Origin of the sequence: Salipiger sp. H15 (assembly GCF_040409955.1) — a bacterium.
Lineage (GTDB): Bacteria > Pseudomonadota > Alphaproteobacteria > Rhodobacterales > Rhodobacteraceae > Salipiger.
This window is the reverse complement of the sequence record NZ_CP123388.1, coordinates 119368-134352: the sequence shown is the minus strand read 5'-3', so window position 1 is coordinate 134352 and position 14985 is coordinate 119368. Positions and strand designations below refer to the sequence as shown.

The window sequence follows — 14985 nt, the reverse complement described above, 5'->3', positions numbered from 1 at the left end:
TTAAACTTCACGTTCCGCGGCCTGCCCGTTGCCGGCCTTCGCCGGCTTGCTGAAGGACAGTCCGGCCGCGAGAATGACCACCCCCGCCGCGGCGAGCGTATGGACCAGCATCGGCACGCCGATGAAGCCCAGCGGGATGGCCACCGCACCGAGGATCACGAAGACGATCCGCAGCACGATGTTCAGATGACGCGCCCAGTAGCCGGTGATGCCGATGGTCACCGCGCCGACCCCGACCGTGGTGAGCACCGCGGCCAGTACCGTCTCCTGCAGGCTGCCCTCGAGCAGCAGCGCCGGGGTGGCGACGAAGGCGAAGGGCAGGATGAAGGCCGCCCAACCGACGCGCATGGCGGCGACGCCGGTGGCGACGGCCCCCGCGCCCGAGATCGCCGAGGCGGCGAACGCGGCCAGCGCGACCGGCGGCGTGATCATCGACATCATCCCGAAGTAGAGGATGAAGAGATGCGCCGCGATCGGGGTGACGCCCGCCTCGACCAGCGAGGGCGCCACCAGCGCCGCGAGCAGCACGTAGACCCCCGAGGTCGGCATGCCCATGCCGAGCACAGTGCAGACCGCGCCGAGATCAGCAGCAGCAGCACGAGGCTCGAGCCCACCGAGTCCACCAGCATCAGCGTCAGCGCAAAGCCGAGCCCGGTGATGTTCAGCACGCCGATGACGAAACCCGCCGCCGCCACCACGAGGATGAGATCCACCATCGAGGTGCCGGTCTGCACGAAGACGTCGAAGAGCGTCTTGCCGGTCAGCCGCGTGCCGCGGTAGCCGCGCAGGAAGCCGACGGCGACGATGGCGATCGAGGCCAGCAGCGCCGAGTCCTCGGGGTCGAGGTTCATCCAGAAGAGGCCGTAGAGCAGGATCGCGAAGGGCAGCAGGAAGTGCCAGCCGTCCTTCAGCACCTGGCGCACGGTCAGCGAGCCCTCTTCCGGGGCCTTGATCCCGTCGCGCGCAGCGATCAGGTCGACCTGCAGGAACACCGCGATGTAGTAGATCACCGCCGGCACCAGCGCCGCGCCCGCGACCATGGAATAGGGGATGTCGAGGAACTCGGCCATCAGGAAGGCCGCGGCCCCCATGATCGGAGGCGTGAGCTGGCCGCCGGTCGAGGCCACGGCCTCGATCGCGCCCGCGTCCTCCTTGGAATAGCCGCCGCGCTCCATCAGCGGGATGGTGATCACCCCGGTGGTCGCCACGTTCGACACCGCGCTGCCCGAGATCGAGCCGAAGAGCGCCGAGCCCACCACCGCGATCTTGGCGCTGCCCCCGCGCGAGCGGCCGGTGGCCGCCATGGCGAGGTCGGTGAAGAAGCCGCCGCCGCCCGCCGCGAACAGCAGCTGGCCGAAGAAGACGAAGAGCAGCACGGTGATCGTGCCCACCGCCAGCGGCGCCGAGAACACCGCCGAGCTGTCGAAGCCGACGTACTCCACCAGCCGCTGCGGCGAGAGCTCGCGCCCGACCAGCTGGCCCGGCACCTTGTCGGCCACCAGCGCGTAGAGCAGGAAGGCCCCGACGATGCCGAAGAGCATGATCCCGGCGCGCCGCCGGATGCCCTCCATCACGCCGATGACCACCACCGCGCCGATCAGGGTGATCTGCCACGGGCGGTAGAACTGCTCCTTCAGCAGCCAGACGAAGTCGTAGGCGGCATAGATCAGCGTGCCGAGGCACAGCACCGCGATGCCGAGGTCGACGAGGTTGGGCCGCTCGACCCGGTCGCCCTTGGGCCCGTAGCGCAGGAAGGCGATGCAGAGCGCGATGCCGAGCTGCAGCGCCATGTACTGCTGCTTGAGCAGGGCAAAGCCGAGGCGGGTATGCGCCTCGAGGTTCCACAGGATGCAGGCCACGCACATCAGCGTGGCGAGCCCCGCGATGGTCCAGCGCACCCAGGGCTGTTGTTGCGCCGTCATCAGAGCTCCTCCTCCGGCCAGTAGAGCCGCATCGGGTTCTCGACGAGCAGCTTGTGCTGCAGCTCCGCCGTCGGCGCGATGCGCGGGATCATGTCGACCAGCTTGCCGTCATCGGGCATGTGCGAGCGCATGTTCGGATGCGGCCAGTCGGTGCCCCAAAGTACGCGATCGGGATGGGCTTCGACCAGCGCCCGGGCAAAGGGCACCACGTCGTCGTACATCGGACCGGTGGCGGTCAGGCGCTCGGGGCAGGAAACCTTGATCCAGAAGCGCGGATCCTCCATCAGCGCGCGCACCCGCGCAAAGCCCTCGCCGTCCAGCCCCGCCGTCACGTCCGGGCGGCCCATGTGGTCGATCACGATGGTGCCGGGCAGCGCCCGGATGAAGGGGCTCAACTCCTCCAGCTCCTCGGATTCGAAGTAGATGACGATGTGCCAGCCAAGCCGCGCGATGCGCTCGGCCACCTTGACGTAACGGTCCTTCGGCGCGTCGCCGACCAGCCGCTTGAGGAAGTTGAAGCGCACGCCCCGGATGCCCGCCGCGTGCAGCCGCTCGAGCTCGGCGTCGGTCACGGTCTCGTCGAGCACGGCGACGCCGCGCGCGCGGTCGCCGGATTTCGCGATCGCATCGAGCATCGCGGCGTTGTCGGTGCCGTGGCAGGTCGCCTGCACGATCACGTTGCGCGCAAATCCGAGGTGGTCACGCAGATCGAACAGCGTCTCGGCGGGCGCGTCCACGGGGGTGTATTTCCGCTCGGGCGCGAAGGGGAACCGCGCCGAGGGGCCGAAGACGTGGCAGTGCGCGTCGACCGCGCCGGCAGGCGGCACGAAGCCGGGCTTCGACGGCGCCGCGTGAAAAGGCATGTAGTCCTGGCTCGGCCCGCCTGCGCGCGCCGAGTCCGACCCTGTGGTGTCTACCATGGGGATCTCCTCCGTATCTCAGTCAGGAGTGCCCGAAGCTTTCTCATTTGTTAAATTGATTTTCATGTTAAACTTCATTCACCCAGATGATGAAGGCATGACAATGCTGAACAATTTCGACATGAACCTGCTGACGGTCTTCCACGTCCTGATGGAAGAGCGCAGTGTCACGCGGGCGGGGGACCGTCTGGGCCGCACCCAGTCGGCCGTGTCGAACGCGCTCAAGCGGCTGCGCGACCGGTTCGAGGACCCGCTTTTCGTCCGCACGCCCGAGGGGCTGAGCCCCACGCCGCGCGCCGCCGATCTTGCTCCGGTTGTCGCGCGCATCCTGCGCGACGCCGAGGAGGTGGTCTCGCACCCCGGTGATTTCGACCCTTCCGTCGCCGAGGCGCATTTCGTCATCGGCGCGCCCGACAGGTTCAGCCTGCCGATCTTCGTTCCGCTGTTCGAGAGGCTGGGCAAGGCCGCGCCGAAGATCGGCATCCACCTGCGCACCACCGACCGGCACTACGCGATCCGGCTGATCGAGGCCGGGGACATCCAGATCGCCATGGGCTGGTTCGACAGCACGCCGCCGCATATCCGGCGGCTCTTCGCCTTCGAGGACCGCTTCGTCTGCCTGTGCCGGGCCGACCATCCGCTGCTTGCCCATGGCCGGCGGCCGGAGCTCGACGAGATCCTCGCCTATTCGCACCTCGTGGTCAGCTCGACCGGCGACTCGCGCGCGGCCTTCGACTCGGTGCTCGAGCGGCATGGTCGCCAGCGCAGCATCGCCATGACGGTGACGAGCTTCACCATCGTGCCCGAGCTGCTGATGCGCTCCGAGCTGATCGGCGTCTTCACCAACCGGACCGCGGAATACCTCACCCGGCGCTATCCGCTGGCGATCGCCGAGGTGCCGCTCGAGATGGCGCCGGTCGCCAACCACCTGATCTGGCACAGCCGGATGGCCGCCGCCAAGGCGCACCTGGTGGCGGCGGGAACTGCACCGCGCCTGGGGCCGGCCGGCGGAGCGCGGGGCCCTGCCGCGCCCTGCGGGTCGCCGGGATCAGCTGTAGGCGCCGGCCGAGTAGGTCAGCTCGTAGCTGTGCGAGTAGAGTTCGAAGACGACGCCGAACGGATCCTCGACATAGACCATGCGGTAGGGCTTCTCGCCCGGGAAATATTCCCGCACCGGCATCCGTTGCCTTCCGCCCGCCGCGACGATCCGCGCCAGCAGCCCCTCGAGGTCCGGGTCCTGGATGGCGAAGTGGAAAAGCCCGACCTGCCGGTGCGGCAGGTTGTCGTCGGGGCGGTAGGTGTCGGGGAACTCGAAGAGCTCGAAGCCGATGCGGTCGGCGGTGGACATGTGGGCGATGCGGAACCTGCCCCAGCCGGGGCCGAAGACGTCGTTGCACATGACGCCGATGTCGCTGTCGTCCTCGGCGATCTCGGTCGGCTCCATGATCACGTAAAAGCCCATCACGTCGCGGTAGAAGGCGACTGCGCGGTCGAGATCGGGCACCGAGAGCCCGATGTGGGAGAAGGTGCGGGGGGTGGTCTGGGTCATGCTGGCCTCGCTGGGTTGCGTATGCCCCCGATATGGGCTTGGCAGGCCGTCATGTGAAATTATCATATGAACGCGAAATCATAACATGGTGGAATGATCATGCTGAACTCGGTGTGGCTGCACAGTTTCATCACCCTCTGCGAGACCGGGCATTTCACCCGCGCCGCGGCGCGGCTCAACATGACCCAGCCGGGGATCTCGCAGCACCTGAAGAAGCTCGAGGAACAGGTCGGCGAGCCGCTCATCTCGCGCGACGGCAACAGCTCCCCCCCCCCCCGGGCGGGCGAGGCGTTGCTGGCGATCGGGCTGCGCCGGCGCGACGAGGAGCGGGCGTTGCAGGACACTCTGCGGCGCGACGATCCCCATGCCGGCGAGGTGTCGCTGGCCTGCTCGGGCTCGCTCGCGCTGCTGCTCTACCCGCGGCTCATCGCGCTGATGCGCGGCGCGCCGCGGCTGGTGGTCCGGCTCGAGGCCGCGCCGCAGGGGCGCGTCGCCGAGGGCGTGGCCGAGGGGTCTTCGATCTTGGCATCCTCGACCGGCCGCCGGCCCACGCAAGGCTCGAGGCGACCGAGATCGGCGACGACGCGCTCTGCCTCGTGCTGCCGCCCGGCTCCGCCACGCGGCCGAGCTTCGCAGACCTGCAGCAGATCGGATTCATCGGCCATCCCGACGGCTTTGCCTACGCGGAGGAACTGCTCGGCGCGAACTATCCCGGCGACTATCGCGGCACGGATCAGCTGCGCCTGCGCAGCTTCGTCAACCAGATCGGGCAGATCCCCGAGCCGGTGGCGCAGGGCATCGGCTACACGGTGCTGCCGCGCAGCGGGATCGACGCCTTCCCCGGCCGGGCGCGGCTGACGCTGGCCCGGCTGAAGACCGAGCTGCGCCACCCGCAATGGCTGGTGCAGCGCCGCGGTCGGGTGCTGCCCGCCCGGGCCGAGGCCGTGCGCGCGCTGGTCCGCGACGCGCTGCCGGGGCGGTGACGGGAAAGCGCCGTTTCCGAACCGGCAGGCGCGGGCCTCCGGCAGTGACGGACCACCGGGCATAGGCGGCAGTCAGGCATATCCCCCACCGGTGTACCCCGGCGCGCGGCCGGTGAAGTCGGTCGCAAGCGCGGGCCGCGCCGCTCAGCAGGCCGAAGTCGGCGGCAAGGTCGGCGGACCCGGCGAAGACCCCGTCCACCCCCTCGACCGCCGCAATCGCGTCGAGCGCCTCGAGCCCGGCGCGGCTTTCGATCTGCACCAGCAGGCAGACCTGCCCATTGGCGCTGGCAAGGTGGTAGGGAATGGCGGTGTAGCCCGAGGCGCGCACCAGCGCACGCGCCTGATCGGCGCTTTCCACCATGGGCACGAGCATCGTCTGCGCGCCGATGTCGAGCAGCATCCAGTCATAGCCTGCGCCGCCGCAGATCTCGGCGGTGACCGGGCTTGCCAGCGTCAGCCAGGCCACGCCGTCGCGCGACACGATCGCCCCCATCCAGCGCATATCCACGTCCGCGGGGCGCAGCACGCGGCCGCCGGTGACGATCCCCAATGCGTATTGCACCGCCTTCGACGTGAGCCCGATCGTCCAGCCGATCTGCTGCCGCCCCGCCGCCAGCCTCTTCGCCACCCAGGCGCCCTGAACCGCGTAGGCGTCGTCGAGCGTCATGCCGGATGCTGCAGCGACAGCAGCCCAGCCTGCGTGAGGTTGCACTCGGTCGCGTCCAGTGCATCAGAGGCGGCGGTGGTCTCTGCGCGGCTCAGCATCTCAGACCACGTCCGCCACGGAGTTGCGCAGAATGCCTGCCCTCGGCTTCGACCTCGATCACGTCGCCGGGCCTCAGCCACCTCGACGGATCGAAGCGCGCACCCGCACCGGTGGGGGTGCCGCCGCCGAGGATGTCGCCGGGCTCGAGCGTGGTGAAGGTCGAGACGCAATGGATGATCTTCGCGAAAGGGAAGAGCATCCGGCCGGTGCGGTCCCGCTGGCGCCGCTCGCCATTGACCCGGGTCGAAAGTTTGATGTCCTCGATCCGCGCGGGGTCGGTGAAGGAGGACGGATAGCGCCCGAAGAGCGAGGGGTTAGGCGGCGCCTCCTGCCCGTCCCGGTGATCCTCATTGTGCGCCGGGAAGTTCACCCTGACGCAGACGATCCTGCCCGGCGCGGCGATCGGGCGCTCGGAGGTCACGGCATCCGGCGCATGGTCGGGCGTGCGCTCCACGGCGGCCTCGGCCAGCGCATTGAGATCGCCCGAGGCCACGGCGTGATCGAGCGAGGGCCAGCACGGATCGCGGACCATGTCCACGATGCCATCCTCGGTGACGAGGCCGAACAGCCTCTCGGAGTTGCCCGAGCAGATCTTGGCCTTCGCCACGTCCGAGTTGTCTCGCCCCTCGATGGTCGGCATGCCGTCGAAGAACCAGTCCTTCTGGATCGGGTAGAACGCGCCGTGGAGGATATTGTCATCGCCCAGCTCCTCGACCGCGCATTCCAGCTGCTTCCTCCCCATTGCGGCGGGCCGGAGATGTCGAAGAAGAGGTTCTGCATCTGCTCGCGCAGGTTGCACTGGCCGACGTTGACCAGCTTCGCGCCATCGGGCGGGCTGCCCGCCAGCAGGCGCAGCACGCCCATCGAGCGGCGGATGCGCTGTGTGTCGCTCGTCCTGCTGTCCTCGCGCGGCGGCTTGCCGCGGCTCCCCATAAGTGCTCGCATTGCTCCTCCTCCCTCGGGCCGTGCCGACCGTCTACGCGCGCACCGCCCACGTGCCCGGCGTTGATGTCGCGGGCGACGCGGTCGTGCGGCAGGATCATCCGGCGGTAGCGCTCGGCCTGCATGTAGAGCTGTTCGCGCGGGTGCATCCACCAGGCGCGGTCGCCGCAGGACACCAGCTCGTCATGGTCCCGCGCGTGCAGCCGCGACCAGTCCTTGCGGTCGTGCAGGCCCTCGGCCTCGTCCGGGCTGGTGCGCGAGAGCTGGTGCCAAGTGCTCAAGAGCTGCCCCTGCCATTCCAGCCTGCGCCGCTCGATCGAGCGGCGCAGGCAGCGGGTCTCGATCTCGATGCCCACCTCGGTGAGGTCGACAAGATCAGCGCGCGACACCGGGGCGACGACGAAGCCGCGCTGCGGCAGCTTGATCACCAACCGGTCCGAGGTGAGCCGAGACGTCGTCTTGCGGCCGTGCCCGCGCCGAGTGGGACCGCAAGCTGGCGGAGCCGTTCAGGGGAAACACCGCGGACAGGACGGTCGAGGCCGGGCTCTTCGCGCTGGCTGACGAGGGCTTCGATCCCGCGCCCGCCCATGCCATCGGCGCCAACGCCTGACGGGGCTGGTACAAGCCAGAGATTCCGTTCAGCAACGCGGGCATCCGGCTCGATGACACCTCCGAGGCGGCACGGGACGCCTTCATCTTCGGCCCCCGCAGGGCGCGCCTCGCACTGATCGAGAGCCGCCTCGATGAGACCTGGTGGACCTGGATCGGCGGCCACGGCGACAACGATCCCTTGCGCATCGACACGATCACCCGCATCCCCACCGGCAACGACCACGGGCGCGCGCTGCTGGCGCTGCGGCGGGTGAAACAGGCCGGGCCCGCCTGGCGGCGGGACCGTACGGGGATCAGAAGAAGCAGACCACCTCGGCCTCGGCCTGCGCCCGGCGCAGGTCGGCGACGATGCCGTCGGTCATCGCCGAGCTGTTGAAGATCGCCAGCCGCTCGCCGCCGGTGAGCCGCAGCGACAGGATCGTCTCGGCCTCGACGTACTTGTCGTAGGGCAGGATCGAGGCGATCTCGTCGATCGAGCAGGAGCACTTGCGCAGGCTCTCGCGGCTCTGCCCGTTCGAGGCCATGCAGCCGAAGACGTAATCGGCCCGCGTCTCGGTCGGGTAGTCGTTGAGCCGCTCGGCCACGCTCTGCGCCGAGAGCATCGCCGGGGCGCAGAGCCCGAGCGCCAGCACCGCCCAGCGGGTCATTGCGCCGCCACCTCGTCGAAGCGCAGCTCCGACAGGTATCCGCCCTCCGCGCCCTCGGCCGCCGGCGCCTCGGCGACGAGGCTCAGGTACCAGCCGGGCACCGCGTCGGACATGGTCACGCGCAGCTCGAGATCGCCGAAGCCCATCATCCGCTCGCGGTTCGGATCCTCGGCGAAGGGGCGCAGGGTGACGGTGCGCGTCGGCACGGTCCGGCCATCCAGCTCGGCCTCGCCGGTCTCGATCTCGGCGGGACGGACCAGCGCCTCCTTCACCCGGTTGCGGATGTAGAAGGGCGAGCCGCCGGCGGTCTCGGCCATGTCGCGGATCACCGTCTCGTAGAAATACATGATCATCGGGTTGCCGACGCTCGCCGGAAAGCTGCCGATATTGCGGTGCTTCTCGCCCTGCAGGAACTGCAGGTTGGCAAGGACCGCCTCGGCCTGTGCGTCGAACGAGAGCGCGATCTCGCCGCTGTCGCGCTCGGCCGCCTCGGGCTTGGCGCCGTTGCTGACCGCGCGGGTGTAGTGCAGCACCGAGCCGTGGTTCACCGCGTCGAGCGTGCCTTCCTTGAAGAGCAGCTTGTAGGTCTGTTCCGCCTCGGTGGTGGCCGCCGCCACGGGCAGCGCCAGCGCCGCCAGCACGGCGGCAAGAGCCAGTCTCTTGCGCATGGGTCGACTCCTCCCTCGAATTCTCCCTCGGGCCAGCCTATCCCGCCTGCCCCGCCTGTCATTGCCGACTTTTGTCGGTGCCGCCTACGCCTCCGGCGACTGCCAGCGCACCTTCCACTCGATGAGCGAGCGCAGCCGCGCCAGCTGCACCGGCTTGGTCAGCACCGAGAAGCCCTGCGACGCGCCCTTCTTCATCAGCCCGTTGCCGCGATGGGCGGTGATCATGATCGCCGGAACCTGCGCGCCGCAGGCGCGGCGGACCTCGGCGATCGCCACGTCGCCGGTCTCGTCGCCGTCGAGCTGGTAGTCGGCAAGGATGATGTCGGGCGGCATGCCCATGTCGCGCACGTGCCCCAGCGCCTCGCCGATCGAGCGCGCCGCCAGCACGCTGGCCCCCCATTGCTCGAGCTTCTGGGAAAAGGCGTAGAGCACGTCGCTGTCGTTCTCGACCAGCAGCACGATGTGGTCCATCTCGTAGGAGACGGCGGGGGCGCGCTCGCAGCCTTCCACCGGCTCGGCGCGGCGACCGGCGACGGCCTCCATCTCGATGCTGAAGACCGAGCCGACACCGGGCTTCGAGCGCACGCGCACCTGGTGGCCGAGCTGGCGGCAGGTGCGGTCGACGATCGACAGGCCGAGCCCCACGCCCGAGCCGAGCGGCACGTTGTCGGCCCGCGCGAATTCCTCGAAGATGCGCTTCTGGTCCTTGCGGCTGATGCCGATCCCGGTGTCCCAGACCTGCAGCTCGACCCGCCCGCCGCGGCGACGGCAGCCGACCAGCACCCGCCCGCCCTGCGGCGTGTACTGCAGCGCGTTCACCACGAGGTTCTGGATCGAGCGCAGCAGGTAGACCGGGTCGGAGCGCACGTAGACCATGCTCGGCACGACGTCGAGCTGCACCCCCTTGCGCTGCGCCAGCGGCATCTGGTCCTCCCAGACGCTGCGCATCAGCGTGCCGAGGCAGAGCTCGGACGGGGTGAGCGCGCTGTCGGCGCTTTCGAGCCGCGAGATGTCGAGCAGCGAGTGCAGCAGCTGTTCGATCGAGGTGAACGAGCCCTCGAGCCGCTCCACCGTCGGCGCGAAGCGCGTGTCCGCCGCCGCCTCGAGCAGCGTGGCGATGAGCAGCTTGGCGGCGTTGATCGGCTGCAGCAGGTCATGGCTCGCGGCGGCAAGGAAGCGGGTCTTGGACGAGACCGCCGCCTCGGCACGTTCCTTGGCAATGCGCAGCTCTTCCTCGACGCGGGCCTTTTCCTCGAACTGCAGCCGCAGCTGCGCGTTGGCGCGGGTCAGTTCGGCGGTGCGCTCGATCACCCGGTTCTCCAGCATCACCGTGGCGCGGGTTTCCAGCGTCACGTCCTTCAGCTCGAGCAGCACCCCGCCGTCGGGCAGCCGGTGCGCATGCAGGTCCAGCATCCGCCCCGAGGCGTGGCGCAGCCGCCGCCGCAGCCGCCCCTGCCGCTCGAGCCGGTCAAGCCAGTGGCCGATGTCATGCTCGGCCGCCTCGGCGATGAGACCGTGCTGCGCGACGAAATCCAGCATCCGCGCCAGCTCGACCCCCTTCTGCAGGATCGTGTAGGGCAGCCCCAACAACTGGCGGAACTGCTGGTTGTACATCATCACCTCGCCCGCCGGCGAGAAGGTGCAGACCCCCGAGGTCATGTTCTCGAACACCGCCTGCAGATAGTCGGCCTGCCGGTCGATCAGGCTTTCCTTCTCGGACCGGTTGCGCCGCACGATGGCGGTCATCTCGGTGAGCAGCAGCACGAGGTTCTCGTCGCTCGTGCGCTGGAGGTTGATCTGGTACCACCGGTCGCCGGTCAGCTCGATCACCAGCGACACGACCGAGGCCCCCGCCATGCCCCGCCGCGCCTGCGCCAGCGCCGCGTCGAAGCTGCCCTCGACCGTCACGAGGTGATCGCTTTCCGCCATGGCGCCGAGGCAGGCGCCGATCTCGAGCCCCGGGCGCAGCCGGTCCGAGATGTCGGGCAGCAGGCGCTGGAAGATGTCGTTGCAGACCTCGAGCCGCCCGCCGGTGAACAGCGCCACCCCACCGTCGAGCGCCGCCAGCGCGTCGGCGAGGTTCTTGCGCATCCGTTCGCTGTCGTCGCGGGCGTGGCGCAGCGCGTCGGTGGTGCGTTCGAGGTCGCGGGTCTTGGCCCAGACCTGCGCCTGCAGCGCGATGGCTGACTGGAAGGCGCCGTAGGCGGTGCCGCCGACCTCGTGCTGCCGGTTCGCCCGGCGCACCAGCGCGTCGATGATCTTGGCCTGCCGGGCGACCTGAACCTCCAGCGGCTCGTCGGGGTCGATCATGCGAAGTCGCGCCTCCCGGGCTCGAAGAAGGCGACGCCGACGAAGGTCTGGTTGACGTGCACGCCGCAATGCTGCTCGCCGTAGGTGTTGAACCCGACCACCCTGCGGCGGCGGAAGATCTCGCTCACCTCGGGGGCGAGCTGCTTCTGCTCGATCTCCAGCTTGCGCAGCACGCAGTCGAAGCCGAGCACGAAATCCGGCGCCGTGTCGCGCGAGCCGGTCACGTCGAGCTCGTGCTCGAGCGTCTCGAGGATCTCCTTGCCCCGGCCCAGCGTCAGGATCAGCCCGTCGTCGATCGCCCCGAGGAAGGACAGCGCGTGGGTGCTGGGCGCGCCGTGCACCGCCCGCACGTGGTAGTTCATGTTCTGCCGCACCAGCATCGGGTTCTCGGCAAAGACCTCCGGCGAGAGCCGCTCGACCGGGCAGCCGACGATGCGCGCGTATTCGAGCGCCGCCGGGGCGCCGTTGATCTCGAAGACCAGCCGCTCCTCGGGCAGCGCGTGGGTCACCACCATCTGCTGGTCGGTGGGCAGGAAGTGGTCGAAGCCGAGGCCGCGGAACTCGAGGTCGGTCTCGACCAGCAGCAGCAGCGCGGCGTTGGTGTGGAAGCGCCCGTCGTGAAGGACGAAGGTCTCCTCGAAGGCGAGGTTGTCGCCCGCAGAGCCGCCGAAGACCGGCACCTCGCCAAGCGCCGCCTCGAGCGTGGCGACCAGCATCTCCTCCTGCTTCGACAGCCCGTCGGCGAGGATCAGCGCCAGCCGGTTCCAGCCCGCGGTGCGCCGGAAGCGCGCGGCGTGGTTGCGCACGTCCGAGGCGATGGATTTCATCAGGAGCGGCTTCAGCGGCGAGATCAGCATCGAGGCGCAGCGGAAATGCTCGCGCGGGAAGGCCAGCAGCAGCAGCGCCCCGGTCTCGTAGCCCTGGGTGGTGATCGTCCCCGCCGTGGTGCAGCCGAAGACCGGCACCCCCTCCGCCCCCGCCTCCAAAGCCTCGGCCACCGCGTCGAGCACGAGGCCCTCGGGCATGAAGGCAAGGATGAAGCAGGCATCGGAAAGATCGAGCGCCGCCAGCGCCTCGGTCACGGCGGTGGCGGCCGCGGTCTCGTGCGAGACCGAGATCCGGACAAAACGGGGCATCTGGCCGTCTGGCGCCATTCGGGTCAGCGGCTCAGGAAGGCCTGCGCATCGGCATCCGCTGCCCCGATCGTCGTCGCGGGCTGCGAGCTTTCCACCAGCACCGCCGCCTGCGTCCGGTTCTGCACACCGAGCCGCCGCAGGAGCGCGGTGATATGCGCCTTCACGGTGGCCTCGGCCAGGTCCAGTTCGTAGGCGATCTGCTTGTTGGGCTTGCCGGCGCAGATCAGCTTCATGATGCGCTTCTGCTGCGGCGTCAGCTCGGCCAGCTTCGGATGCATCGCCTCGAAGGGCGGCTCCTCGGCCTCTCTCACCGACTCGCCAAGATAGGCGGCATGGACGTAACGGCGGCCTGCGGCGATCTCGGCCAGCGCCTCGCGCAGCAGCGGTGCCGGGGCGTCCTTTGGCAGGAACCCGGCGGCCCCCTCCTGCATCAGCGCCTGCACCACCTGCACCGAGGTCAGCGACGAGATCACCAGCACCGGCACCTCGGGCAGCGCCTCGCGCAGGCGCTGGAATCCGGAGATGCCACAGACATCCGGCAGCTTCAGGTCGAACATCACGAGGTCGGGCCGGAACCCGCCCTCGAGCAGGTCGAGCGCGGCGCGGAGCGTCTGCGCCTTGGCCGGCTCGCATGACGGAAAGGCCAGACGCAGCGCGGCGTCCAGCGCATCGCTGTAGAGCGGATGGTCATCGACGATCAGGACAGGCCCGATCGTGCCCGATGCCGCCGCATCTTGCATGTCTTTCATTGAACTCTCCTCCCACGGAGAGGTTAGCGCATGAAATTTCACTCGCGCAACGGTGTTGTTCCCCAAGGTCAGGAAAGGCGCGCCCCTTTGCCGGCAGGAGCCGGGGCGCGCCCTGCCCTCCTGTTACTTGAGGACACCCTTCTGCTTGGCGACATGGGTGGCGATGGCGTCCATCAGCGGCGGCGACAGGCAGTCATAGGGTTCGAGCCCGAGCTCGCGCAGGCGCCCGCGGATGCCCTCCATGCGGGACGGATCGACACCCGACTCGATGATCGACGAGACGAAGGCGGCGAATTCCGCCGGCGACCAGCCGGTCTCGGACGACAGTTCGGTATGGACGAAATCGAGCCCGTGGAACGGATGGCCCGTGTTCTCGATCCGGCCATACATGTGCACGCCGCAGCCCTTGCAGGCGTGGCGCTGGATCGCCGCCGAGGCGTCGACCACCTCGAGCTTGTCCGCATTCTCGGTCACCTGGACCTGATCGCGCGCGACCACGGCGATCTGGCTGAACACCGCGCCGTCGGGTTTCCAGCACTTGGTGCAGCCGCAGACGTGGTTGTGCGCGGTCTGTGCCCCGATCTTCACCACCACGGGATTGGTGGCGCATTTGCACTTGAGCGTGCCGCCGGCGAACCCGGGACGCGCCGGGGTGATTCCGTTGTCGACCTGCGGATGAATTTTCACATGGCTGTATTGCGCCGCGGACGGGCCTTCATCCCCGCCGAACAGCTTGTCGAGAATTCCCATTGCCTCTTGCTCCTCCCATGCAGCACCGCCTCCCTGCGGCACCCTCGCGCAAGGGTGCGGCCTCTCCGGGGCTCTGGCAATGCAACCATTCGTATCGGCTCGGCATCTCCTTGCCGGTGATCCCGCCCCTGTCCGCGAGGCGTCAGCGCAGCGCGCGGCCGAGATAGGCCGCGGCCTGCTCGGGCGGAAGGTTGGCATCGAGCGCGACGAGCCCGGTGCCGGGCGCGACGTCCAGCGTCTCGCCGTCGGTCACGTGCAGCAGCCGCAGGTGATGCGCGCCGGCCAGCGCCTCGACCCGCGCCGCAAGCCCGATCCCGGGCATCTCGAATCCCGAGGCGATCACCAGCGCCGAGCCCGGCGGCGCCAGATCCTCGATCGCCTGCAGGCCCGGCACCAGCGGCGGGTCGTCGAAACGCCCGGCAAGCGCCATGGCCTCGGCCATCTCGTGCGCCCGGACGAGGCCGGCGATGACATCCTGCATCCCCGCCTCGCCCGCGCCCCGCGACACGACCACCGGCGCGCTGGCGCCGAGCGCCAGCAGCGCCACCCAGCCACCGTCGAGCGCCACGCGCCAGCCGATCAGCGCAAGCGCCTCGGCGGCGGCCACCGACCGGAAAGCCCGCAGCTGGCCGCGCAGCATGGAGGGGCGGAAGTCGGCCACAAGCACGGCGCCGGGCCAGTCCCGCGCGCGCCAGGACCCGGCATGGGCCTGCGCGGTCTCGCGCAGGGCCACCAGGTCGGCAGCGCTGAGGCTTGCGCCGGGCACGTGCAGCGAAGACGTCATCGGGAATTCCTTGGGCATGGGAGGTCGGGCAAATCTCTGGGGTCTCGCGGTTGGAGCACGGGCGAAGACCAGTCTACCCAAGCGGGAAAAGAGCCGGAACACAGCGTTAGGTCGCAGCTTTGCCGCCGCGGCGGCGAGGCCCCGGCGTTCCGCTTTCGCACGCGCCCGAAATGATGCGGTTCTTCCCGTTACCGGCTGGGCGGTCCCCTGGCCGGCCCGGGTTCAAGCTGCGGCTGCAGGGAAAACC

General features: G+C 69.4%; 15 protein-coding genes and 4 pseudogenes. 4 read left to right on the top strand and 15 right to left on the bottom strand.

Features of this window, described 5'->3' with window-relative positions; genetic code table 11:
* Genes PVT71_RS26815 through PVT71_RS26805 form a run of 3 tightly spaced genes read right to left on the bottom strand, consistent with a single transcriptional unit; the run spans position 1 to position 2842 of the window.
* Positions 1-555 (bottom strand): TRAP transporter large permease subunit, encoded by a 555-nt coding sequence (locus PVT71_RS26815; RefSeq protein WP_353476288.1) that lies wholly within the window; start codon positions 553-555, stop codon positions 1-3.
* Entirely contained in the window at positions 438-1922 is a 1485-nt protein-coding gene (locus PVT71_RS26810; RefSeq protein WP_353476287.1) for a TRAP transporter fused permease subunit, read from the bottom strand. The genes PVT71_RS26815 and PVT71_RS26810 overlap by 118 nt, the downstream gene beginning before the upstream one ends.
* Complete coding sequence (locus tag PVT71_RS26805) at positions 1922-2842, bottom strand: amidohydrolase family protein (RefSeq protein ID WP_353476286.1); 921 nt, start codon at positions 2840-2842, stop codon at positions 1922-1924. The genes PVT71_RS26810 and PVT71_RS26805 overlap by 1 nt, the downstream gene beginning before the upstream one ends.
* Between PVT71_RS26805 and PVT71_RS26800 the strand changes: the two are divergent.
* Positions 2841-3737 (top strand): annotated as a pseudogene (locus tag PVT71_RS26800) (LysR family transcriptional regulator); the annotation flags it as partial. The gene PVT71_RS26805 and the pseudogene PVT71_RS26800 overlap by 2 nt on opposite strands.
* Positions 3738-3890: 153 nt before the next feature.
* On the opposite strand, the gene PVT71_RS26795 reads toward PVT71_RS26800, so the two are convergent.
* Positions 3891-4391: a lactoylglutathione lyase family protein gene (locus PVT71_RS26795; RefSeq protein WP_353476285.1), complete on the bottom strand. Its 501-nt coding sequence runs from the start codon at positions 4389-4391 to the stop codon at positions 3891-3893.
* A 93-nt stretch (positions 4392-4484) separates the two neighbouring features.
* Here PVT71_RS26795 and PVT71_RS26790 point away from each other — a divergent pair.
* A pseudogene (locus PVT71_RS26790) lies at positions 4485-4595 on the top strand (LysR family transcriptional regulator); the annotation flags it as partial.
* Between the two features lie 209 nt (positions 4596-4804).
* On the opposite strand, the gene PVT71_RS26785 reads toward PVT71_RS26790, so the two are convergent.
* The gene (locus PVT71_RS26785; protein ID WP_353476524.1) at positions 4805-4942 is read right to left on the bottom strand and encodes a hypothetical protein; all 138 of its coding nucleotides are present in this window, start codon (positions 4940-4942) and stop codon (positions 4805-4807) included.
* Here PVT71_RS26785 and PVT71_RS26780 point away from each other — a divergent pair.
* A complete protein-coding gene (locus tag PVT71_RS26780; protein WP_353476521.1) occupies positions 4919-5374 on the top strand; it encodes a LysR substrate-binding domain-containing protein in 456 nt (151 codons plus the stop codon). The two genes, PVT71_RS26785 and PVT71_RS26780, sit on opposite strands and share 24 nt — an antisense overlap.
* 145 nt (positions 5375-5519) lie before the next feature.
* Here the strand turns inward: PVT71_RS26780 and PVT71_RS26775 are convergent.
* Positions 5520-5876 (bottom strand): annotated as a pseudogene (locus PVT71_RS26775) (aldolase/citrate lyase family protein); the annotation flags it as partial.
* Between PVT71_RS26775 and PVT71_RS26770 the strand changes: the two are divergent.
* Positions 5809-6015, top strand: a complete 207-nt coding sequence (locus PVT71_RS26770; RefSeq protein ID WP_353476523.1) for a hypothetical protein — start codon at positions 5809-5811, stop codon at positions 6013-6015. The pseudogene PVT71_RS26775 and the gene PVT71_RS26770 overlap by 68 nt on opposite strands.
* A 125-nt stretch (positions 6016-6140) precedes the next feature.
* Here the strand turns inward: PVT71_RS26770 and PVT71_RS26765 are convergent.
* The 9 genes and pseudogenes from PVT71_RS26765 to PVT71_RS26725 all read right to left on the bottom strand — a co-directional run bounded on the left by PVT71_RS26765 (position 6141) and on the right by PVT71_RS26725 (position 14738).
* A pseudogene (locus tag PVT71_RS26765) lies at positions 6141-6780 on the bottom strand (fumarylacetoacetate hydrolase family protein).
* 55 nt (positions 6781-6835) lie between these two features.
* Complete coding sequence (locus PVT71_RS26760; protein ID WP_353476515.1) at positions 6836-7510, bottom strand: hypothetical protein; 675 nt, start codon at positions 7508-7510, stop codon at positions 6836-6838.
* 477 nt (positions 7511-7987) lie between these two features.
* A complete protein-coding gene (locus PVT71_RS26755) occupies positions 7988-8341 on the bottom strand; it encodes a hypothetical protein (protein WP_353476514.1) in 354 nt (117 codons plus the stop codon).
* The gene (locus PVT71_RS26750; protein ID WP_353476513.1) at positions 8338-9009 is read right to left on the bottom strand and encodes a hypothetical protein; all 672 of its coding nucleotides are present in this window, start codon (positions 9007-9009) and stop codon (positions 8338-8340) included. The genes PVT71_RS26755 and PVT71_RS26750 overlap by 4 nt, the downstream gene beginning before the upstream one ends.
* 84 nt (positions 9010-9093) lie before the next feature.
* Positions 9094-11319 carry a PAS-domain containing protein gene (locus tag PVT71_RS26745; protein ID WP_353476512.1) on the bottom strand — a complete coding sequence of 742 codons (2226 nt, stop codon included), beginning with the start codon at positions 11317-11319 and terminating at the stop codon, positions 9094-9096.
* Positions 11316-12455 carry an FIST N-terminal domain-containing protein gene (locus PVT71_RS26740; RefSeq protein ID WP_353476511.1) on the bottom strand — a complete coding sequence of 380 codons (1140 nt, stop codon included), beginning with the start codon at positions 12453-12455 and terminating at the stop codon, positions 11316-11318. Before PVT71_RS26740 ends, PVT71_RS26745 begins: the two co-directional genes overlap by 4 nt.
* A 23-nt stretch (positions 12456-12478) precedes the next feature.
* Entirely contained in the window at positions 12479-13204 is a 726-nt protein-coding gene (locus PVT71_RS26735; protein WP_353476510.1) for a response regulator transcription factor, read from the bottom strand.
* A gap of 123 nt (positions 13205-13327) precedes the next feature.
* Positions 13328-13954 (bottom strand): S-(hydroxymethyl)glutathione synthase, encoded by a 627-nt coding sequence (gene gfa / locus PVT71_RS26730; protein WP_353476509.1) that lies wholly within the window; start codon positions 13952-13954, stop codon positions 13328-13330.
* Between the two features lie 142 nt (positions 13955-14096).
* The gene (locus PVT71_RS26725) at positions 14097-14738 is read right to left on the bottom strand and encodes a hypothetical protein (RefSeq protein WP_353476508.1); all 642 of its coding nucleotides are present in this window, start codon (positions 14736-14738) and stop codon (positions 14097-14099) included.
* Positions 14739-14985 lie beyond the last annotated feature (247 nt).